The following is a 21,854-nucleotide window of genomic DNA, read 5'->3' as shown; positions in this document are numbered from 1 at the left end:
AATTAATATTCAGCAAGCTCGCGCATTGCTTTTTCGACTTTGTCAGGATTGATCATAAAGAATTTTTCCATGGTTGGCGCATATGGCATCGCTGGGACATCTGGACCAGCTAAGCGCATAATTGGAGCGTCTAATTCAAATAAGCAATTTTCAGCTATAATCGCAGATACTTCACTAATAATGCTGCCTTCTTTATTAGCCTCTGTTACGAGTAAGACTTTACCAGTTTTGGAAGCAGCTTCGATAATCGCTTCTTTATCTAAAGGATAGACCGTTCTTAAATCAAGGATATGTGCCGAGATACCATCCTTGGCTAATTTTTCTGCTGCTTGTAGGGCAAAATGTACACAAAGGCCATAGGTAATAACAGTAATGTCATCACCTTCACGCTTCACATCTGCTTTTCCAATCGGCAAAGTATAATCTTCCGTAGGTACTTCTCCTTTGATTAAACGGTATGCTCGCTTATGCTCAAAGAATAATACTGGATCATTGTCTCGAATAGCTGCTTTTAATAGCCCCTTTACATCATAAGGAGTGGACGGCATAACAATTTTTAAACCTGGTGTATTCGCAAATAATGCCTCAACAGATTGAGAATGATAAAGTGCACCGTGTACACCGCCGCCATATGGTGCACGAATAACCATCGGACAGCTCCAATCGTTATTTGAGCGATAACGAATCTTGGCTGCTTCTGAAATAATTTGGTTTACAGCAGGCATAATAAAATCAGCGAATTGCATTTCAGCAATGGGTCTCATTCCGTACATCGCTGCACCAATTCCTACTCCGGCAATCGCAGATTCAGCAAGCGGTGTATCAATTACACGCTCTTCACCAAATTGTTCATACAAGCCTTGTGTTGCCTTAAAAACTCCGCCTTTTACCCCAACGTCTTCACCAAGAACAAAAACCTTTGGGTCTCTTTCCATTTCTTCGCGAATGGCCATTGTGACCGCGTCAATATAAGAAATTACTGCCATGTTCCATCCCCCTTACTTATCACCATAAACATATTTCAACGCGTGTTCAGGTGCTGCATACGGTGCATTCTCAGCATAATCAGTGGCTTCATTCACTAACTTCATCATACGATCGTTGATTTCTTTTTCCAACACATCATTCATCACACCTGTTTCTTTTAAATAGGCGCCAAATGTAATGATTGGATCCTTCGTTTTCGCTTTAGCCACTTCATCAGGGGCGCGATACGAACGGTCATCATCGTCAGAAGAGTGTGGTGTAAGCCTGTATGAGATGGTTTCTATTAATGTAGGACCTTCGCCACGGCGTCCACGGTCAGCTGCTTCTTTTACCACTTTATATACTTCTAATGGATCGTTTCCATCAACAGTGAATCCTGGCATACCATAACCAATTGCACGATCTGAGACTTTTTCGCAGCCCAATTGTTTCTCAATCGGAACAGAGATGGCATATTTATTATTTTCACACAAGAATATGACTGGTAATTTATGGACTCCAGCAAAGTTAGCTCCTTCATGAAAATCCCCTTGGTTGGAGGAACCTTCTCCAAAGGTTACAAAGGTTACGAGGTCTTTTCTTTCCATTTTCCCTGCTAACGCTACACCGACAGCATGTGGAACCTGGGTTGTAACTGGAGATGATCCGGTTACAATGCGATTTCTTTTTTGACCAAAGTGCCCAGGCATTTGACGACCGCCTGAGTTTGGATCTTCAGCCTTAGCAAAACCAGATAACATTAGTTCCTTTGGTGTCATTCCAAAAGTTAAGACAACCCCCATATCACGGTAATAAGGCAACACGTAATCCTTTTCCTTATCGAGAGCAAACGCTGCACCTACTTGAGCTGCTTCTTGCCCTTGACATGAAATAACAAATGGTATTTTACCAGCACGATTCAACAACCACATCCGCTCATCAATCCGGCGGGCTAAAAGCATAGTTTCATACATTTCCAAAACCTTTTCATCACTTAAACCTATTGCATGATGACGATTTTCAGCCATTTTTATACCTCCCGTTTGTTCAAACAAAAATTCCTACGAATGGATTGCTCTGCCATCTACTGCTAGTGCAGCTTCACCAATTGCTTCAGAAAGTGTTGGATGTGGGTGGATAGTATGAGCAATCTCCCATGGAGTCGCATCCAATACCATTGCCAAACCAGCTTCTGTAATCATGTCTGTCACATGCGGACCAATCATATGTACCCCTAGAATATCATTGGTTTCTTCATCAGCAACAATTTTGACAAAGCCATCAGATTCTCCGAATACGAGCGCTTTTCCGATTGCTCGGAATGAAAACTTACCCACTTTTACTTTATGACCCTTATCACTCGCCTGTTCTTCTGTTATACCAACACTAGAAACCTCTGGATTACTATAAATACATCTAGAAACTAGGTTGTAATCGAGCACAGATGGATCTTTTCCGGCAATATGCTCCACTGCAATAATACCTTCATGGGAAGCAACATGTGCCAGCTGTAAGCCGCCAATTACATCACCAATGGCATAGATATGAGATTCTTTTGTTTGGTAAAATTTATTGGTCACGATAAACCCTTTTTCAACTTGGATTTCTGTATTTTCTAATCCAATTCCCCCGACATTTGCTTGACGACCTACCGAAACAAGAAGCTTTTCTGCTTTAAATTCTTTCAAGCCAGCTTTTACTTCTGCAGAAATCGTTACACCCTCACCTTTTACAAGAGTTTCAGGAAGAACCTTTGCTCCAGTCACAAGCTTAATGCCCTTTTTCTTCATAAGTCGCTGCATTTCTCTAGAAATCTCGTGATCTTCTGTTGGAATAATGCGGTCAGCATATTCTATAACCGTAACTTCGACACCGAAATCAGAAAGCATCGATGCCCATTCAATCCCGATAACACCCCCGCCAACAATAATGATGGAAGCTGGTAATGTTTCTAGCTCCAATGCTTCATCAGAGGTTAGGACAAATTCTCCATCAATATCCAATCCTGGTAGAGTTCTTGGCCTTGAACCAGTAGCAACCACCACATTTTTTGGAATGAGCATTTCATTTTCTTCACCATTATTCATTTCAACAGAAATGGTCCCGGGCATTGGTGAAAAAATGGAAGGTCCCAAAATTCTGCCTAATCCTTCGTATACGTCAATTTTCCCTTGCTTCATGAGGTGTTGTACGCCTTTATGGAGAGTATCGATAATTTTATTTTTTCTGTCTTGTACTTTTCCAAAGTTATAGGAAACTTCACTTGTGATAACACCAAAATCTTCACTGTGTTTAGCTGTCGCATAAACTTCAGCACTTCTAAGAAGTGCCTTACTAGGGATACACCCTTTATGAAGGCATGTTCCTCCAAGCTTCCCTTTTTCGACGATTGCTGTTTTTAAACCGAGCTGAGAGGCACGAATGGCAGCCACATAACCGCCGGTACCACCGCCAAGAATGACTAAATCGTATTCTTGTGACACTGTATTCCCTCCCCAAATTCTTAGATTTTTGCTGTTTTGAACGTACCCGGATATTCTTTTACATTTTCCTCTCCACGCAAGACCCTTAGGGAACCTTCAGCTAACGCCTGAAGTTCATTCTCACCTGGATGGACAATCGTGTCAGATATCCAATTAATCCTATCGGTGATGGATTTCACAAATCCTTTACCATAAGCCAGACCGCCTGTCAGCACTATAGCATCTACTTTACCTGCTAATACTGCACTGGCTGCACCAATTTCCTTTGCAACCTGGTAGGCCATTGCTTCGTAAACGAGAGCTGCCTGCTCATCACCAGCTTCAATTCTTCTTTCAACTTCCACAGCGTCGTTGGTTCCTAGATAACCGACTAGTCCACCTTGACCTACGAGTTTTTTCATTATTTCATCCCGGTAATATTGTCCTGAATAGCAAAGTGCAACTAAATCCCCAACAGGAACAGTTCCTGCACGTTCAGGGCTAAAAGGACCATCACCATGGAGACCATTATTTACATCTATGACTTTGCCTTGCTTATGTACCCCAACAGTAATCCCGCCGCCCATATGTGTAACAATAAGGTTTAACTCGGTATATTTTTTCCCTAATTCATTTGCAACTCTTCGTGCTACCGCTTTTTGATTTAACGCATGAAAAATACTCACTCTCTCAATTAAAGAAAAACCAGAGATTCTCGCAATCGGGTCAAGTTCATCAACAACAACCGGATCCACAATAAAGGAAGGAATATTTAAACCTGAAGCAATTTCGTAGGCAATAATACCACCCAGATTTGAAGCGTGCTGCCCAGCAAAACCAGTCCGTAAATCATTTAACATGGTCTCGTTGACTGCATAGGTTCCACCCTCAATCGGTCGCAGCAACCCTCCACGGCCACAAACAGCACTCAGTTTGGATATATTGATTCCTTCATTATCAAGTGTTTCCAAGATGGTTTTCTTTCTAAATTCATATTGATCAATAATATTGGCAAATGAATTAATCATTTCTGAACCATGACGGATTGTTTTTTCTAAAATGGAAATTTCATTATCGAAGACCCCGATCTTAGTTGAAGTGGAACCTGGGTTGATGACGAGCATTCGATATTTAATATCAGGCAAGGTATTTGTCCTCCATTTTTTCTACATTTCACATTTATTAAAGGGAAAGACGCTGAATTACCCATTCAGCGCTCAGCCCTTACTATTCTCAATTGCCTTATCGACGACTTAAAATATGGTGGCCATTTTGTAGAAATTGACTGCGAGAGTTACGCATTTTTTCAATTCTCTCTTCGGCCATTCTGTCTGCTGCAACATAGGTTGGAATACCATCACGCTTTGAAATAGCAATTACCTTTTCGATACTTGCATAAATTTGATCTACTTTTTTCATTGCCCGTTCATGGTTATAACCATATAATTCATCGGCAACATTGATTACGCCTCCAGCGTTGATTACATAATCCGGAGCATAGACAATACCCAATTCATGGATACTATCACCGTGACGGGTATCTTTTAACTGGTTATTGGCAGAACCAGCAATAACCTTTGCCTTAAGCTGTGGAATCGTATCGTCATTGATGGTGGCACCTAAAGCACAAGGAGCATAAATATCACATTCAACACCATATATTTCATTTGGATCAACCGCACGAGCACCGAAGTCATCTACTGCACGCTGTACAGCTTCCTTGTTAATATCCGTAACAATTAATTGAGCACCTTCTTCATGCAAGTATTGACAAAGAGTATACGCAACATTCCCTACTCCTTGAATTGCAACCACTTTACCTTCTAAAGAATCGGAGCCAAAAGCTTCTTTTGCAGCAGCTTTCATACCAACATAGACACCATATGCCGTTACAGGTGAAGGATTACCTGATGAACCAAATGCAGGTGAAATACCAGTAACATAGTCTGTTTCTTCATGAATTAAGTCCATATCAGCAACCGTTGTTCCAACATCCTCTGCCGTAATATATCTACCATTTAACCCTTGAACATAGCGTCCAAAAGCACGGAACAGTTCTTCGCTCTTATCCTTTCGCGGGTCACCAATGATAACCGTTTTACCACCGCCAAGGTTTAATCCAGCTGCTGCGTTTTTATAGGTCATTCCTTTTGCTAAACGTAATGCATCAATAATTGCAGCTTCCTCGGATTCATATGTCCACATGCGGGTACCACCTAATGCTGGTCCCAATGTTGTATCATGTATGGCAATAATTGCTTTTAGTCCAGATTGTTTATCTTGGCAAAATACAACCTGCTCGTAATCATATTGTTCTAAGTACTTAAAAATTTCCATGTGAAAATCCTCCTTTAATTTAAGCTCATTTCTTAAACTTTGTTGCTTTTTGGAACAAAATTTAATGATTGTACTATGTTTCCGCAGAAAATAGCATAAATTTAATAAGAATAGAGCCTGCAACGATATTCTTAAGCGCAAAATAATATTTCCACGTTAAAATCAGCTTTAAGATTTTAACAATAATCTTTAAGAAAACAGCCTTATTTTAAAAGCTAAAAAAATAATGCTATTTAGTTACAGAGCAGATCGCGAGTGCCAGTGAATATAGCTTACTTTCAGCCGAATCAGATCTTGAGGTTAGTACGATGGGAGCTCTTGCACCTGCAATAATCGCCCCTACCTTTGCTTTTGCAAAATAAATTAATGACTTATATAAGACGTTTCCGACCTCTATAGTGGGGACTAATAAAATATCAGCTTTTCCTGCTACTTCACTATGAATCCCTTTATGTTCAGCAGCTAAAGCAGAAACGGCATTATCTAATGCTAATGGTCCATCTACAATACAGCCAGTGATTTGCCCACGCTTATTCATAACTGTTAATGCAGCTGCATCAACAGTTGCCTGCATCGATGGATTTACTACTTCTACGGCAGCTATTGGTGCTACCTTGGGATATTCTATTCCAATTGCCTTTGCCAGTGCTGTAGCGTTTTTTATGATTTGAGCTTTTTGCTCTAAATCCGGGGAAATGTTCATCCCAGCATCCGTCACGATGATAAACCGCTCGAATTCTGGAACTGCAAAAACGGCCAAGTGGGATAAAATATTTCCTGTTCTAAGACCATATTCCTTATTTAGTACTGCTTTTAAAAGAACATTAGTAGGGATATGCCCTTTCATTAACACCGTTGCTTGCCTTTTGGAAACAGCCCTTACTGCTAATTCTGCAGCCAGTGCATTTGAATCAGCATGAACCACCGTAAGTTTTTTGTTATTTGTGTTTTGATATTTGTTGTCGTTAAGTTCCAATATCGTATTAATTTTTTCTTTATCACCAAATAAAATAAAATTGGCGATATCACGATTTAATGCCTCAATAACAGCTTCAATGACTTCTTCATCTTCTGCCACTGCAACTGCTACCGTATTACCTTCAAGTTGGGTTGCTTTGTCTATCAGTGATTCAAGCAACAAGTTGTCATCAACCCTTTCTCTCTTCTACTAAAACTCCATCAATTTAATATGCAATATACGTGCCAAGTTATTTCCCAATGAAAGCGCTTCAAAACATAGAATTCTAACTGCAATAATTTTCATACCATGAAGATTATTGCATGCTGTTATTTTCAATCTTATATTTTTCTAACTTATAATAAAGATTCCTTACCGATAATCCAAGAGCTTTAGCAGTTGCGGTTTTATTTCCATTCAAGCGGTGAAGTGTCTGCGAGATAATTTCCGCTTCATACTCTTCAACCATTGATGTTAGGGAACGGTCCTGCTGAATAGATTCATTTTTGCTTGTATCAGCTAGTGGGGGTTTATTGCCCAGTTTTTTAGGTCTTAGCTCCGGCAGGTGATGTACATTAATCAATGTTTCATAATAATTCATAAAAATCATCGCCCTGCCAAGTATATTCTCTAGTTCCCTTACATTTCCCGGCCAATCATAATTCATCAATTTAAGCACAGCTGCTTGCGTAACACCCTCAACATTTCTTCCGTAATCACGATTTATTTTTTGAATAAGCATTTCACATAAAACAGGAATTTCCTCTTTACGATTTCTTAATGGAGGTATATGTATTGGCATGCGATTTAAACGATAGTATAAGTCTTCCCTAAAAGAACCTTTTGCAATTCCTTTCTCAAGATTCACATGGGTTGCCGCAATGATTCGAACATTTATCGGAACAGGCTTTGTCCCGCCAACTCGGATAATTTCATGTTCTTGCAGCACCCTGAGTAATTTTGCTTGAGTATTGGCAGATAATTCACCTATTTCATCTAGAAAGATACTACCGTTATTCGCCTCTTCAAAAAATCCTCTTTTTCCTCCTCTTTTTGCCCCAGAAAATGCTCCCTCTTCATAACCAAATAATTCACTTTCTAGAAGTGACTCGGAAATAGCGGCACAATTAACACGGATAAACTTGTTGTATTTTCGATCACTTGCATTATGTATAGCGTGTGCGAACAATTCCTTTCCTGTCCCAGATTCCCCTCGTAACAGGACGGTTGCAGGCGTTTTTGCACCAAGCTTTGCCTGCTCAATCGCTAAGCTCATTTCTTCAGAACTTCCTATGATATCTTCAAAGGTATATTTCGCTTCAAGTGTGCGAATGATTTGTCTAGCACGGTTCAATTCTCGATTGAGAGACTTTATTTCTGACATATCATGTATAACACCGACACTGCCTTTTAGTTTCCCTTTTACAATAATCGGGGCTACATTCACAATGACTTCACGTTTATTGGCGCCGACTCGCATCGGAACCCCGCGGACTGCTCTTCTTGTTTGCAGCACCTTCATATGCATACTTTCACCTTCGGATATGTCAGCTGTGGCAGGATGTCCAATTACCTGTTCTTGCGCAAGCCCGGTAAGCCGGGTATAGGCTGGATTAATGAGAATACCCCTGCCGTTTTCATCAACTACTGAAATAGCGTCATCACTAGAATGGATGATTGCCTGAAGCATCGTTTGAATTTCTTTTAAATTTGTAATTTCTTCAGCTAGGTTTACTACTTCTGTAATATCTTTAAAGACTGCAAATGCCCCAATTAACGTTCCATTCTCTTCGATAATAGGAATACGGGTTGTAATAATTTTTCGACCATTTCCTAAAATCATTTCTTGGTTTGTTTCTATTCTTCTCGATTCAAGAATTAGTGGGAGCCTGCTTTCTGGTATCACTTCAACCACATATTTCCCGATTGCCTGGTCACGTGTTACACCTGTCATCTCTTCAGCTCGACGATTAAATAAGATCAAGTTGCCTTTTATATCAATTACTAGCATCCCATCATTTGCCGCATTAAAGATTAACTCTTGTTGATATAAAGCATTTTGGTGATTAACAATTAATTCTTCTTTTTCTTCAAGAAGCTTCGCAAGCAGAAAGGCTACACTGCCAGGAATTAAGACTGTTTTCTTATCCTTTGTGTTCCTCAACTCTTGAAATACATGTTCATCTCCTGTTACCTCAATAATTATATCAACTTTCTCACTTAAAAACGGCTTCCAATCAGTCCCTGTTTTAATCCCTTCACTTTGCGCTGCTAAAATACCCGGTGCATCCAAATTCCTGTCAATCACAACCTGAACTTTAAGCACTTCTGTCTCATTGAGTAATTTAAGGATCGCTGTTCCGCCCTTCCCGGCTCCAACAATCATGACATTTTGCATTTTTTAGCCCCTTAATTAAATTTAAAGCTAGAAAACCTTTTCATACCAAATAATCGAAAACATGCAATATATTTCATTATTTATTCTATATTTTTTTAGATGTCTTGACAAATTATATCTTTGTACTAATATTTTTCTTGTGGGTTTATCTCATTGGGTTTGACTAAACAATTGGAAGGATTAATTATGAAGCGGATTATTGCTCTACTTATACTAGTAATTCCAGGTTTTTTGGCTGGTTATGGGATTAAATTAATGCGAGATATGACATTTGGAATTCTTCAAAGACCGATCCCTTTCTTATGGATGCAATTTCTTATTGGACTTATATTTTTCCTTGGTGGTCTTGGATTTGTTGCTGGTTTCATATTTCATCGAGACCGAAAAAGAAACAAAGTGCAAACGAGGTTTACGAAAAAATAAACGAGACTTTAATGAAATATATAGCAATATCTATACCAAAACACAGTCGAGCCATGATATTACTGGTTTTAGGTTTTGGTATATGCACGAAAACATATACGAAATCTTATTAACAAAAAAAGCCAGGTGTAATGTATAAACCTCGCTTTTTACAGTGTATTTACCACTACAAATTCCTTTACATTTCATTTTACATTGCTATACAAACCATCTTGATTGAATACTGTGAAAGCTGTCTTACAAATGGAACACCTCGCATTCGTTAGTGTACTAACGACTACGGGGTGTTTATTTATGACCAAGCCTTTTTTAAAAGCTTCACACCTAACTCGATTTCCTCACAAGTAAGATTACTGAATCCAAGTTTAATAATTGCTTCATCAGTATGATTCTTTATGAAATAGATGGAGGTAGGGTACACTTTAACCCGATAAAAGGAAGCACGCTCGATTAACCATTCTTCTGAACGTTTTAGATGTATCTTAACTAATACGAACAAACCTGACTGCTCCCCAATAATGGATATATTTTGTTTGAATTGTATTTTTAATTCTGAAACTAAGCACTGCATTTTTCTCTTATAAACAAGACGCATTCGTTTAATATGGCGAAACCATTCTCCATCTTCCATAAATTTAGCCATTGTAAGCTGGCTAAGAAGTGAAGTGGTACTCTCGAAATGAAGGAATTGATTTTTATAACGGTTTAAAAGTTGCTGTGGCAATACCATATAACTCAAACGGATTCCTGGAAGAAAGGACTTTGAGAAATTCCCTAGGTAAATAACTCTTGATGAATCAATGGAAGTAAGTGCTGGAAATGGCTGCTGCTTATAACGGAATTCACTATCATAATCGTCTTCGATAATATATCCATCCATCTTGTTAGCCCAATGAATAAGCATTTGTCTTTGTTGAATAGACATGGTTACTCCTAATGGACTTTGATGGGAAGGTGTTACATAAATTAACCTTGAAGTCATTTGTTCTAATTTTGAAAAATCAGCACCTGATTCATACACTGGTAAAGTTTCAAGCGTGAAACAATGAAATTGAAAAACCTCCCTTGCTCCATCATACCCTGGGTCTTCTACAGTAATGCTAGTGAAATCATCCTTCAGGATTTGTCCTAGATAAATCAACATTTGTTGGGTACTACTGCCGATTATAATCGCATTTGGATATGTTTTCACCCCACGAGATTGGAGTAAATATGTGGCGATTTGTTCACGCAAGCACAGTTCACCAAAGGGTTCCCCGTATCGAAAGCTCTCCTGTAATGTTAAAACTTGATTTGCTATTCTCCTCCAAATTTTTAAGGGGAAATTAGTTTGATCTACGGCTCCTGCTCGGAAATCAATTAAGTCGGATTTCACCGACATTGTTTTCGTCTTATTAGAAAGGATCTGAGCATCTTTAAATAAAAGCGGCTCTAATTCATTTACAAAAAACCCTTTTCGACCTTCTCCACGTATATAGCCTTCAGCTACAAGCTGCTCATATGCCATTAATGTGGTATTGCGACTTACTTGCAGGGAGTCTGCAAGTTGACGAATGGAGGGTAATGGATCTCCAGCTGGTATGTCACCACGCTCTATAAATAATTTAAACTGTTCGTAAATTTGTTTGTATTTGGGGGAATCATTCATAAAGGAAAATATTGTATTTTTCATTAAATCACCATTGACATGTGTATTTTTTTATTATTGTACCTTTTTTTATGTCAGTCTGCATTATAAAATAACTCATAACGAATAATTATTTTAAAAAGTTTCTTAATAAAGTCTTCATATAAGGAGGAGCTAAAAATATGTATATACCTAAATATTTTAAGGTTACAGATTTTGATGAAATTAGAGAATTTGTCCATGTAAACTCATTTGGGACTATTGTTACAACAACAAAGAAAGGGAAACCAATAGCTACACACTTACCTTTGGAGTTAAGTAAAAAAGGGGACGATCACTATATAACTGGTCACATGGCTTATGGGAATCCTCAATGGAGAACGTTTGAAACCTGCGAGGAGGTACTGATTATGTACCAAGGACCGCATGCTTATATCTCTTCTTCTTGGTATGGACATGAAAATGTTCCAACGTGGAATTATCAATCTGTCCACGTTTATGGAAGGGCGAACATATTGGGGGAAGAAGAGTTAAAACAAGACCTGATTCTATTACTAGAAAAATATGAAAAGCATCGGAAAAATCCAATTTTATGGGATAAACTTTCACCCCAGTTATTAGAAAGCGAACTTAAAGGCATTGTTGGATTTAAGATTAAAGTACAAGATATTCAAGCTTCTTATAAATTAAGTCAGAATCGGAATGAGGAGGATTATCTTAACATCATTGACCAACTGCATAGTGAGGAAAATCTAAATTCTCAACAAATGGCAGAAGTGATGGAAAAGAGAGTAATTAATATGGTGAAATGAGGAGAATAAATTATGTATATACCTAAACATTTTCAACTCAATGTGCTATTTTATAAAGTAATGGAATAGAAAACAGCCCTATTTATTCAGAATAAGGCTGTTTTAGGTAATTATTATTAAGTTTTTGTATAATTATTTACTATATAATTCATTATAGTCTCGTTTCATATTGTTTCTTAATCTTTATGGCTGTAACTGGATCATCTGTAATAATCGAAGTACAATTTATTTTAAAAAGCCTATGCATATCTGCCTCTTTGTTTACTGTGTAAGGTCTTACTGCTATTCCATTTTCGAGTGCACCTTTGATAATCTCATCTGTTATCGATGTTAGCTTCGGATGAATTCCTTGCGCTCGAATGGATTGCGCATAAACCCAAGGCATATACATTCGCTCATTAAATAGTGGTGCTGTTTCAATCTCGGGTGCCATCCGATAACTTAGTACGATGCTATAATGATTAAAAGATGAAATGATAATTCGGTCGCTTAAGTCATACTTCCGTATAAGCTGAATCACTTTATCTTCCATTCCTTCATATGGAAATATCCCGTTTTTCAGCTCAATATTACAAATTAATTGGTTGGTTTGCATCCATTCTAAAACTTCAATTAATGATGGTATTGGCTCTTTTTTCATACCTTTTTTATTGGCATTAAACTTTCGAATCTCTTTAAATGTTAAATTTTTTACATAGCCATTACCACTTGTTGTCCGGTCAACTTTTTCATCATGAATGACGACCACTTCATCATCTTTTGTTAATTGAACATCAAGCTCTAAGCCATTTGCACCTGCCTTTTCGGCTGCAATAAAAGCACTCATGGTGTTTTCAGCATAAGCTGCAGAAAAACCTCGGTGTGCAAAAATCTGTGTCATTTTTTCACATCCTAACTAAAAAAATGGAGGTATGAACTTGCAATGAAACCCTTACAATTATCACCTGAAACTGCCATTAAGCTTGCAGAAAAACTAAATGTTCCGATAGAACAGCTTATGCATATGCCTCAGCATATACTTATTCAAAAATTAATGGAACTAGAAAAAGAAAAATAATATTTAATAAGTAAGAAAAGCGGAGCAGCGCCTTGCCCAGGAAAAAAGCAGTTCATTTTTTCCTAGTGGCGACAGGCATAAGACGAGCGCTGACAGAAGGCGTTTTCTGCCTTCCTAAGCGCTACCCGATGCAGCTAGACAAAAAAACCTTCATTTTGATAATGAAGGCTTGGAATCCCACCTGCTATTTATTACGACCTATGCTTAGCCGCTCTGATTGACCCCATTTTTTTGGAAAAACTATTCTAGCAATCCATTTTGATATTTATTTTTTCCAAAAATGTTTCTAACCTATTTAACCCTTCTACTAGATTTTCCATTGAGCTGGCATAAGAAATTCGAATATATCCCTCGCCATAGGTAGAGAAGGCACTGCCAGGTATGACTGCTACTTTCGCCTGATCAATTAATTGGTCGGCAAATTCCTCAGAACTCAATCCTGTATTTTCTACAGAAGGAAATATGTAGAAAGCGCCTTCTGGCCATTTCACATCAAGACCCATTGATTTGATACGATCAAATACATAATCCCTGCGTTTTTGGTACTCTGCCTTCATCTGTTCTACTTCGATTAAATCTGTTGCTAATGCCTCTAAAGCAGCATATTGGCTCGCAGTAGTGGCACAAACGGTATTGTATACATGGATTTTCATCATTTCTTTTGTTAGGTATTGTGGTGCCAGTGTGAATCCAATTCTCCAGCCTGTCATGGCATGGGACTTTGAAACACCATTAATGACAATGGTCTTTTCTTTCATCCCAGGAAAAGACGCAATCGAATGATGTCTTGTTCCATAGGTTAATTCACTGTAAATTTCATCGGAGATCACAAAGAGATCTTTTTCCATTAAAAGATTAGAAATCTCTTGAAGTTCTTCTTTTTCCAAAATGCATCCGCATGGATTGGATGGATAAGGAAGAAGGACACAGCGGGTTTTATCCGTTAGTTTTGCTTTGAGCATCTCCGGGCTTAATTTGAAACCATTTTCTCTTGTATCGATAATAATGGGGATGGCACCGCATAATCTGATGAGCGGTTCATATGCCGGGTAAACGGGTCCCGGCACAATCACTTCACAACCTTCTTCAAGAATGGTGCGAAAGGCAATATCAAGCGCCTCACTTGCACCGATGGTAACAAGAATTTCCTCTTCCGCATCATATTGGAGTCCGTAGCGGCGGTCTACGAAGCTTGCAATCGCTTGTCTTAGTTCGGGTAATCCGGCGTTGGCTGTATAACCTGTTCGTTTTTCCTCCAGTGATTTGATGCCGGCCTTTATCACCTTCTCAGGAGTGGCAAAATCCGGCTGGCCCACGGATAAATTGATGATACTTGGATCCTTTAATACTTTATTAAAAACTTTCCGAATGCCGGATATTTCTATTTGTCTTACATTCTTGTTAATTAAATGAAGCATCTGTTACCATCCCCTTAGTTTTCATCCTTTTCCACCATATCCACCTATTTTGAATCCCAACGGCGCAAGAGCGTTTCCGCTCCTAACATCTTTAAGTCTCGGAGGTTTTGTTCATCTAATTCCTTTGCCTCTTTCCCGATCTTTAAATACGCATCAATTTCATCCTGTGGCACAACTAAAAGCCCGTCATTGCTGCCGACGATCACATCTCCAGGCTGGATGACACAGCCAGAAATCGAAACAGGAACGTTGACATCGCCGCCGAGGTCGTAGAATTTCGTCGTCATAGGCGACACTGCATGCGAATACACTTTAAACCCTAAATCTCTTAAGGCAATAGTGTCCGTTATGGCTCCATTGACAATCGCCGCTGCTGCCCCTTTTTCCATCGCAATTCTGGTGGTCACTTCACCCCAGCAGGCATAACGTTCCTCTTCGGATGCATCAATCACGACAATGTCACCTGGCCGGATATTATCCAATGCCTTACAGGTAAATACCGTATCGTTTGGTGGGATTCGCACAGTTACCGCCGGGCCTGCAAAAGGTTTTTCAATCTCAAATAGCGGCTTCATTTTGCTTGCCGTAATGAATTGAAAATTAAGCTGGTGACCGTAATCACTTGGAGTAATCTCCCCCAATTGTCTTACCAATTCAGGGTCTGGTCTTTTAATGGAAGTATTTATGGTTTTCATCTTTACACAGCTCCTTCTATCTACTTGTTAAACGTCTAACGGTTCCTTCAAACCGTCTAAGATTTTTCCGTAACCTGACGCCATAATCATCCGGTCTGTGCTGAAATGAATAAACCGGGCTCCGCGCTTTTTCCAAGACATGGCGATTTCATATGGAGTGGGTGCGCCTTCCCCTTCTGGCACCTCGGTAAAGACAACGAGGTCGACACCCTTCTTGACAGCAATCTCGGCAACACGATCTAGCGCCTTCACGACTACTGGATGTGTCGTGTCCCCTTCATACCCCATGGCCATCGATAAATCATAAGGACCGGGCATAATGCCGGAGATGCCAGAATCAAGTATATCCTCGATATTCTCGAGCGCCTCTTCATTCTCGATAATTGCCCAAATCAGGGTGTTTTTATCGCTCCACTCCCGGTATTCCTTATTGTTGTTAAAACCATCCATAGCCCGGGTACCTGGGCTAAAGCCTCTCTTACCAACTGGCCCGTATTTGGCTGCCTGCACAACCCTTCTTGCTTCCTCGCCAGTGCGAATGCTCGAGATCAGTACACCTGCTGCACCAGCGTCTAAGATTTTGGTGATGCCGGAATGCTCACTAGTTGGGAGCCGGACAACAGATGCTGCTCCGCCTGCTGCGGCCGCACGCATCATCGCAACGGTGCCTTCAAAATAGAAAGCTCCGTGCTCCGCATCAATTAGAACAAAATCGAAACCAGAATGGGCAGCAAACTCAGCGCCGTCAGGATTGTTAAAGGAAATAAAGGTACCAACCGCAATGCCTCTTGTTTCTAATGCTTGATCAATTCTTTTCGTATGGCTCATACTCCCACTTCCTTTCCTACTTTAATGCAAGCAACACTGTGCCCCTCTTCGGTCTCCACAAGCGGCGGTTCCACTTCACTGCATTCCTTGGTTGCCATCGGACAGCGGTTAATAAAGGCGCAGCCTTTTGGCCGGTTCATCACGCTTGGGATTTCCCCTTCCAGCATCACATGATCCCGGGTTTCCTCTACGAACGGGTCTGGTATAGGTACGGCCGCAAGTAGTCCCTTTGTATAAGGATGCAATGGGTTTTCATACAGCGACTTCCAATCCGCTACCTCGACTATCTTACCTAGATACATGACGACAACCCGGTCGCTGATATGGCGGACAACAGATAGATCGTGGGCCACAAATAAATAGGTAAGGCCCAGTTTTTTCTGTAAATCTTCTAATAGATTAATAATTTGTGCCTGGATCGAAACATCCAGTGCGGAAATGGCCTCGTCACACACGATAAACGATGGGTTACTGGCCAAGGCCCGGGCGATTCCTATCCGCTGCCGTTGCCCGCCGCTGAATTCGTGAGGAACTCTATTTTTCCAGGCAGGGTTTAGGCCCACTAGTTCAAATAATTCATCGACCCGTTTTTCATATTCCTGTTTCGTCTTCGTTAATTGATGAATGATCAAAGGCTCTCCGACAATACTGCCCGCACTTTGACGGGGGTCAAGTGAACTATATGGATCCTGGAATACCAGGGATATGTTTTTGCGTATCGGACGCAGTTTGCCCTTTGGCATTTTGGCAATGTTTTGTCCGTCAAAAATTACTTCACCCGAAGTAGGTTCATACATCCGTAAGATACTGCGGATGATTGTTGTTTTTCCGCATCCGCTTTCCCCAACCAAACCAAGAGTTTCCCCTTTTTTAATCGAGAAGCTCACGTCATCCACGGCTTTGACATCTGCTACTTTTCGCTTTAGAATCCCTTTTGTGACGGGAAAATACATTTTTAAGTTTTTAACCTCTAAAAGGTTTTCGTTATCCAATTGCCGATGATGGAATACTTCTGTAGAAGAATCCTCCGCAGCGGCTCTGGCGGCTGCCACCTCTAGAATTGCTTCCGCATTTATATCTTCATGGCAGGCTGAATAATGGTTGCCACCCATAGACTCAAGCTTTGGCGCCGGCTTGAAGGAGCAGGCTGCCGTCCGGTGCAGACATCTTGGTAAAAAGGCACAAATGTCCTGCTTGTTAATCAAGGATGGAGGAATACCGTCAATAGGAATCAGCTTCCGGCCTTTTGGATCATCTAATCTAGGGATGGCATTCAACAAGGAAATCGTGTAGGGGTGCTTTGGACTTGAGAAAATTTCCTTCGTGGTGCCTGATTCAACGATTTCGCCAGCATACATGACATAAATACGGTCTGCATAGCGGGCCACAATCCCTAAATTATGGGTCACTAATACAATAGAAGTCTTTGTTTCTTTTACAATATCTTTTAGCATCTCCAAGATTTGTGCCTGTGTAGTAACATCAAGCGCTGTGGTTGCTTCATCCGCAATCAGAATTTTTGGATTGCAGGCCATAGCCATTGCAATGCACACCCTCTGACGCATACCTCCGCTGAATTGGTGAGGGTAATAGTCAATCCGCTCTTCCGCATCTGGAATCCCCACACTTTTCAGCAATTCAATCGCATGTTTGCGGGCATATTTCTTATTCATCTTTAGATGGAGGACAATCGTCTCGATTATTTGATAACCAATCGTTAAAACAGGGTTTAGCGATGTCATCGGTTCCTGGAACACGACCCCGATTTCCCCGCCGCGTACCTGCCGCAGTTCCTCCCCGCTTAACTGAAGCAAGTTTTTACCATTAAACAGGACTTCCCCGCCGACAATTTTCCCTGGGGGCGTTGGGATTAGCTGGATGCCGGAATACTGGGTAACGGATTTCCCGCTGCCGCTCTCACCAACGATGGCCACAACCTCTCCCTCATCTACGTAGTAGGAAACGCCATCAACTGCTTTTACGACATTGCGGTCGACTGTAAATTGTGTTTGTAAATTTTTAACCTCGAGCAAATGACTCATTCATGAACACCTCCTTTTTTTTATAAGGTTCCTTTAAGACGTGGATCAAGGGCATCCCTTAATGCGTCACCGACAATATTGAAGGCCACCACTACGAGAACAACGGCCATTCCAGGGGCAAAGGAGAGGATTGGATTCGATAATAAATATTTATAGCCATCATTGATCATGGAACCCCAGGCAGCTTTAGGCGGTACAATACCAAGCCCTAAAAAGCTGAGTCCCGCTTCAGCCAAAATTGCCACACCAAAGTTTAAAGTAATTAAGACGATCAGCGGTGAAATACAGTTTGGCAGTACATGCTTGATCATATTTCGTAAATTCGTTGAGCCCATGAGCTCCTGAGCCACAATAAAATCCGATTCTCTTATCGCTAGTACCTGGCCCCGCATTAACCGTGCGTAAGTCGGTACAAGCGAAAGGCCTAACGTAATGATGACGTTCGTTAAACCGCCGCCAAAAGCTGCTACGAAAACCACCGCCAATATAATAGGAGGAATCGCCATGAGGGCGTCCATTGCTCTCATAATAATGGCATCAATCAACCCACCAACATAGCCTGAAAATAATCCCAGGATGATTCCAATCACACTTGCAATTGCGACGGATACAATACCAACCAGCAGTGCTGCCTGGCTGCCGTAAATAATCCGGCTTAAGACATCCCGTCCAACAAGGTCTGTTCCTAATGGATGGGCTAGTGATGGATCCGCAAGTACCTGCGTATAGTCTTGTTTATATGGATCAAATGGAGCAATTAACGGAGCGAAAATAGCACAAATAATCATAATAAGTATAATGGCTAAACTTGCTACCACTGTTTTTCGGGCAAGGAATACACGAAAAAAGCGCAGAGTATTGCTTGTATTTTCAACCTCCTGTTCTACGACTTTTTCAGAAGCAATGATTTCTGTTGTCATCTTTGTCCCTCCTTATTTAATCCGTATCCTTGGGTCTGCATAGCCATATGAAATATCAATTAATAGATTGGTAAGTGCAACGATTATGGCAATGACGAGCACGCAGCCCTGAACGACAACAAAGTCTTGATTAAAGATACTTTGAACGACGAGCCGCCCCATACCGGGAATATTGAAGACCTGTTCAATAAATATGGTACTGCCCACGATGTTTCGCACCTGTAGCCCCACTAAGGTGATAACAGGAATAATGGCATTTTTCAACGTATGTTTGATGATAATAGTACCTTCCTTTAATCCTTTGGAACGGGCCGTTCTGGTGAAATCCTGCATAATCACTTCTAGCATGGCCGACCTGGTCTGGCGGGCAAAGGAAGCTAGGGCGGCAAAGGCGAGGCAGATAACAGGCATGATGACCTGCTGTGTACTTAACCATAAATCTTCAAATGGGGAGGTATATCCTTGCACCGGAAACCATCCCAGTTTGAGGCTAAAGAAATAAATACATAAAACAGCGAGCCAAAAGGCAGGTACCGCCATTCCAAAGTTTGCGACGACGGAAATGAGGGAATCAATTTTTCCTCCCCTTTTAATAGCTGCAATAATCCCGGCCGGCACCCCAATAATGATGGCTAATACCATCGAGAGAATACTGATATAAATGGTTTTTGGTAAGTGTTCGCCAATAATTCCCGTAACATCTTCTCTAAAGGCAATCGACTTGCCCAGATCCCCTTGAATGGCATGTCCGACCCAGGTAAAATATTGGACTGGCAGCGAGCGGTTCAGCCCTAATTCTTCGCGAATTTGTTCTACTTGTTCCGGCGAGGCTTCGGGTCCTAACAAAGTCCGTGCGGGATCTCCCGGCAGAACCTGCAGAATGGAAAATACGATGAGGCTCACCATAATCAAAACAATAACGGTCTGCAATAGCCTGCGGATTATAAACGCAATCATGACAGCTCTCCTTTTCAGTTAGATAAGAGGGAAGATGAATAACATCATCCCCTCTAGGTTTTCGTTATTTTGAAAGCCATGTCTTTTCTGGAGAATACACATTGCCATATGTTTCATTAAATCCGCTGTCTTGAATATTCGGATACATGACAATTGGCATAGTCGTAACAGCTAATGGGAAGAACATATGGTTTTCCTCGAAGGCAGCCTTCTGTAATTCAAGATTTGTCTGCTGTTTTGTTTCCGGATCGGTTGCAGCTTTACCATTACTAATGAGCTCTTCCACTTTTTCCGGATGGTCAATGTTTACGTATAATTTGGCATTTTTACTTAAGTAACGTTCCATGTAAAGCGGCAGGTCTGGATCGGTAATGACGTCAAAGTACATCAGCCCGTCCCACTCTGTGCCAATTAGGTCATACATTCTTGCAGTATCAACAGGCACGACTTCCGCATCAATTCCAACTTCCTTTAAATAGCTCTGATAAACAGGCGGCAGTGATTCATGCTGAAGACCAGGCCAAGAGATTAGCTTCGTTTTAAAGCCGTTTGGATATCCGGCTTCTGCCAGCAATTTCTTCGCTTTTTCAGGATTAAATTCGAATTTTTTTACGTCCTTATTGTAAGAAGAACCTGTCATTGGCCCCCACTGGTCTGTTACTTCATAGCCTCCTTTTAGAACCTTTTCAACAATGGTTTTCCTATCAATAGCATAGGCTAATGCTTCCCTGACCTTTAAATTGGCCCATGGAGAATCCGGATTTCCGCTATTTGGGATAAGCCCGTTTTCTCTGTTACCAAGGCCTGTTTGAAGTGTGACGACTTTGTATTGATCGTTCTTTTCTAATTCTAGGACCCTATCAACTGGTAAATAGAAGGATGCGTCCACTTCTCTTTGCTGGAAAGCAGCAGAGGCAGTCATTGGATCTGAAATGATTTTGTATTCGATTCCGTCAAGATACGGAAGACCCTTTTGCCAGTAATTCTCGTTTTTCTTATATTTAATGGTGACGCCACGTTCCCAGTTGTCATACATGAATGCACCGGTACCCACTGGATGGATGGCTGCCCAGTCTTTTCCATTCTTTTCATAGGCTGTTGGTGAAATCATTTGAATCCAGAAACAAAGCGCGTTGTTCAAGCTGCTGTTCCATTTCTCCAGATTCACTCTTACGGTAGATTCATCTACTACGTCAATCGAGTTAATCCCATTTACTTCGCCCCGTTTGGCTTTTTGGAACAACTCAAGATTCCATTTCACAGCCTCTGCGTTAAAATCAGTACCGTCATGGAACTTAATTCCTTTTTTCAAATAATAGGTAATGGTTTTTGCCTGCGGGTCGGTTTCCCACTTTTCTGCCAAAAGCGGCTGCATAACGCCCTTCTCATCAAATTTCCCTAAAGTTTCAAGAACTGGTGTCATCATGTGCAAGAAACCGCTTCCAACTTGCTCAGGTGGATTTCCTAAATTCGCGGGTTCAATTGGTGAGGAAATTTTTAATAAGCCGCCATACTGTGGCTTTCCTAAATCTTCCTGGTTTTGCAAGGAAGATGGAGAATCTGAGGTAGTAGATTTTGATACCGAACAGCCGGAAAGTATAACAGCAATTATCAAACCAATCATAGCATTAAGATATAAAAACTTTGATTTCCTTTTGGTCATAAAAAGAACCCTCCTTTGAATCTCTTAATCTAATTTAGAAAAACATAAGTACTTTTCCCTATTTTCCTCCTTCGTGATTGATTAAACCAAGGACATACATTATCATTTAGATACTACGGTATCTAATTAATGTTTTTATCTTACTATATATTTTTAAATATTTCAATAATTTGAAAAATAAAAAATATTATTATACTCCTTCTATTTTTGTTGGATTTCATTCTGTGATATGATTTACTTGTGAATTACACTATCTGGAAAAAATGTATTTTAAGTAAAGGAACGATGTCA

Annotated in this window: 19 protein-coding genes; 3 read left to right on the top strand and 16 right to left on the bottom strand. The window is 40.5% G+C overall.

Translation table 11 applies throughout. The features are described from left to right. Positions 1-2: 2 nt before the first annotated feature. From J2Y03_RS00710 to J2Y03_RS00680, 7 genes are all read right to left on the bottom strand, one after another. A complete protein-coding gene (locus tag J2Y03_RS00710; RefSeq protein ID WP_310189865.1) occupies positions 3-986 on the bottom strand; it encodes an alpha-ketoacid dehydrogenase subunit beta in 984 nt (327 codons plus the stop codon). A gap of 12 nt (positions 987-998) precedes the next feature. After that, positions 999-1,994, bottom strand: coding sequence for a thiamine pyrophosphate-dependent dehydrogenase E1 component subunit alpha (locus tag J2Y03_RS00705; RefSeq protein WP_310189863.1), 996 nt, complete (start codon positions 1,992-1,994; stop codon positions 999-1,001). 33 nt (positions 1,995-2,027) lie between these two features. Then, positions 2,028-3,449, bottom strand: coding sequence for a dihydrolipoyl dehydrogenase (gene lpdA / locus J2Y03_RS00700; RefSeq protein WP_132089942.1), 1,422 nt, complete (start codon positions 3,447-3,449; stop codon positions 2,028-2,030). A 20-nt stretch (positions 3,450-3,469) separates the two neighbouring features. Then, a complete protein-coding gene (buk, locus tag J2Y03_RS00695; RefSeq protein WP_396954163.1) occupies positions 3,470-4,552 on the bottom strand; it encodes a butyrate kinase in 1,083 nt (360 codons plus the stop codon). 118 nt (positions 4,553-4,670) lie between these two features. Next, on the bottom strand, positions 4,671-5,765 hold the full coding sequence (bcd, locus tag J2Y03_RS00690) for a branched-chain amino acid dehydrogenase (protein WP_132089948.1): 1,095 nt from the start codon (positions 5,763-5,765) through the stop codon (positions 4,671-4,673). 229 nt (positions 5,766-5,994) lie between these two features. Next, positions 5,995-6,906: a phosphate butyryltransferase gene (yqiS, locus tag J2Y03_RS00685; RefSeq protein WP_310189857.1), complete on the bottom strand. Its 912-nt coding sequence runs from the start codon at positions 6,904-6,906 to the stop codon at positions 5,995-5,997. Positions 6,907-7,039: 133 nt separating this feature from the next. Beyond that, a complete protein-coding gene (locus J2Y03_RS00680) occupies positions 7,040-9,121 on the bottom strand; it encodes a sigma-54-dependent Fis family transcriptional regulator (RefSeq protein ID WP_310189856.1) in 2,082 nt (693 codons plus the stop codon). A gap of 186 nt (positions 9,122-9,307) precedes the next feature. Here J2Y03_RS00680 and J2Y03_RS00675 point away from each other — a divergent pair, with 186 nt between their 5' ends. Next, entirely contained in the window at positions 9,308-9,544 is a 237-nt protein-coding gene (locus J2Y03_RS00675) for a DUF2627 domain-containing protein (protein ID WP_310189854.1), read from the top strand. A 292-nt stretch (positions 9,545-9,836) separates the two neighbouring features. On the opposite strand, the gene pdxR is transcribed toward J2Y03_RS00675, so the two are convergent. Next, the gene (gene pdxR / locus J2Y03_RS00670) at positions 9,837-11,216 is read right to left on the bottom strand and encodes a MocR-like pyridoxine biosynthesis transcription factor PdxR (protein WP_310189852.1); all 1,380 of its coding nucleotides are present in this window, start codon (positions 11,214-11,216) and stop codon (positions 9,837-9,839) included. 137 nt (positions 11,217-11,353) lie between these two features. Between pdxR and J2Y03_RS00665 the strand changes: the two genes are divergently transcribed. After that, complete coding sequence (locus J2Y03_RS00665) at positions 11,354-11,983, top strand: FMN-binding negative transcriptional regulator (RefSeq protein ID WP_310189849.1); 630 nt, start codon at positions 11,354-11,356, stop codon at positions 11,981-11,983. Between the two features lie 151 nt (positions 11,984-12,134). On the opposite strand, the gene J2Y03_RS00660 is transcribed toward J2Y03_RS00665, so the two are convergent. Continuing rightward, complete coding sequence (locus tag J2Y03_RS00660; RefSeq protein WP_310189846.1) at positions 12,135-12,863, bottom strand: glycerophosphodiester phosphodiesterase; 729 nt, start codon at positions 12,861-12,863, stop codon at positions 12,135-12,137. A 42-nt stretch (positions 12,864-12,905) separates the two neighbouring features. Here J2Y03_RS00660 and J2Y03_RS00655 point away from each other — a divergent pair, with 42 nt between their 5' ends. Continuing rightward, positions 12,906-13,040, top strand: coding sequence for a YycC family protein (locus tag J2Y03_RS00655; protein WP_179157054.1), 135 nt, complete (start codon positions 12,906-12,908; stop codon positions 13,038-13,040). Between the two features lie 245 nt (positions 13,041-13,285). On the opposite strand, the gene J2Y03_RS00650 is transcribed toward J2Y03_RS00655, so the two are convergent. The 7 genes from J2Y03_RS00650 to J2Y03_RS00620 all read right to left on the bottom strand — a co-directional run bounded on the left by J2Y03_RS00650 (position 13,286) and on the right by J2Y03_RS00620 (position 21,563). Further along, on the bottom strand, positions 13,286-14,458 hold the full coding sequence (locus J2Y03_RS00650) for an aminotransferase A (RefSeq protein WP_310189844.1): 1,173 nt from the start codon (positions 14,456-14,458) through the stop codon (positions 13,286-13,288). 44 nt (positions 14,459-14,502) lie between these two features. Further along, positions 14,503-15,033, bottom strand: coding sequence for an RraA family protein (locus J2Y03_RS00645; RefSeq protein WP_310191269.1), 531 nt, complete (start codon positions 15,031-15,033; stop codon positions 14,503-14,505). 147 nt (positions 15,034-15,180) lie between these two features. Continuing rightward, a complete protein-coding gene (locus tag J2Y03_RS00640; protein ID WP_310189842.1) occupies positions 15,181-15,981 on the bottom strand; it encodes an HpcH/HpaI aldolase family protein in 801 nt (266 codons plus the stop codon). Beyond that, a complete protein-coding gene (locus J2Y03_RS00635; protein ID WP_310189840.1) occupies positions 15,978-18,023 on the bottom strand; it encodes an ABC transporter ATP-binding protein in 2,046 nt (681 codons plus the stop codon). The genes J2Y03_RS00640 and J2Y03_RS00635 overlap by 4 nt, the downstream gene beginning before the upstream one ends. Positions 18,024-18,043: 20 nt before the next feature. Next, entirely contained in the window at positions 18,044-18,943 is a 900-nt protein-coding gene (locus J2Y03_RS00630) for an ABC transporter permease (RefSeq protein ID WP_132089977.1), read from the bottom strand. Positions 18,944-18,955: 12 nt separating this feature from the next. Beyond that, complete coding sequence (locus tag J2Y03_RS00625) at positions 18,956-19,900, bottom strand: ABC transporter permease (RefSeq protein WP_132089980.1); 945 nt, start codon at positions 19,898-19,900, stop codon at positions 18,956-18,958. Between the two features lie 64 nt (positions 19,901-19,964). Next, the gene (locus J2Y03_RS00620) at positions 19,965-21,563 is read right to left on the bottom strand and encodes an ABC transporter substrate-binding protein (RefSeq protein ID WP_310189837.1); all 1,599 of its coding nucleotides are present in this window, start codon (positions 21,561-21,563) and stop codon (positions 19,965-19,967) included. Between the last annotated feature and the right edge of the window lie 291 nt (positions 21,564-21,854).

This window comes from Neobacillus niacini, from assembly GCF_031457145.1.
GTDB lineage: Bacteria > Bacillota > Bacilli > Bacillales > Cytobacillaceae > Neobacillus > Neobacillus niacini_J.
This window is presented reverse-complemented; position numbering and strand designations above follow the sequence as displayed.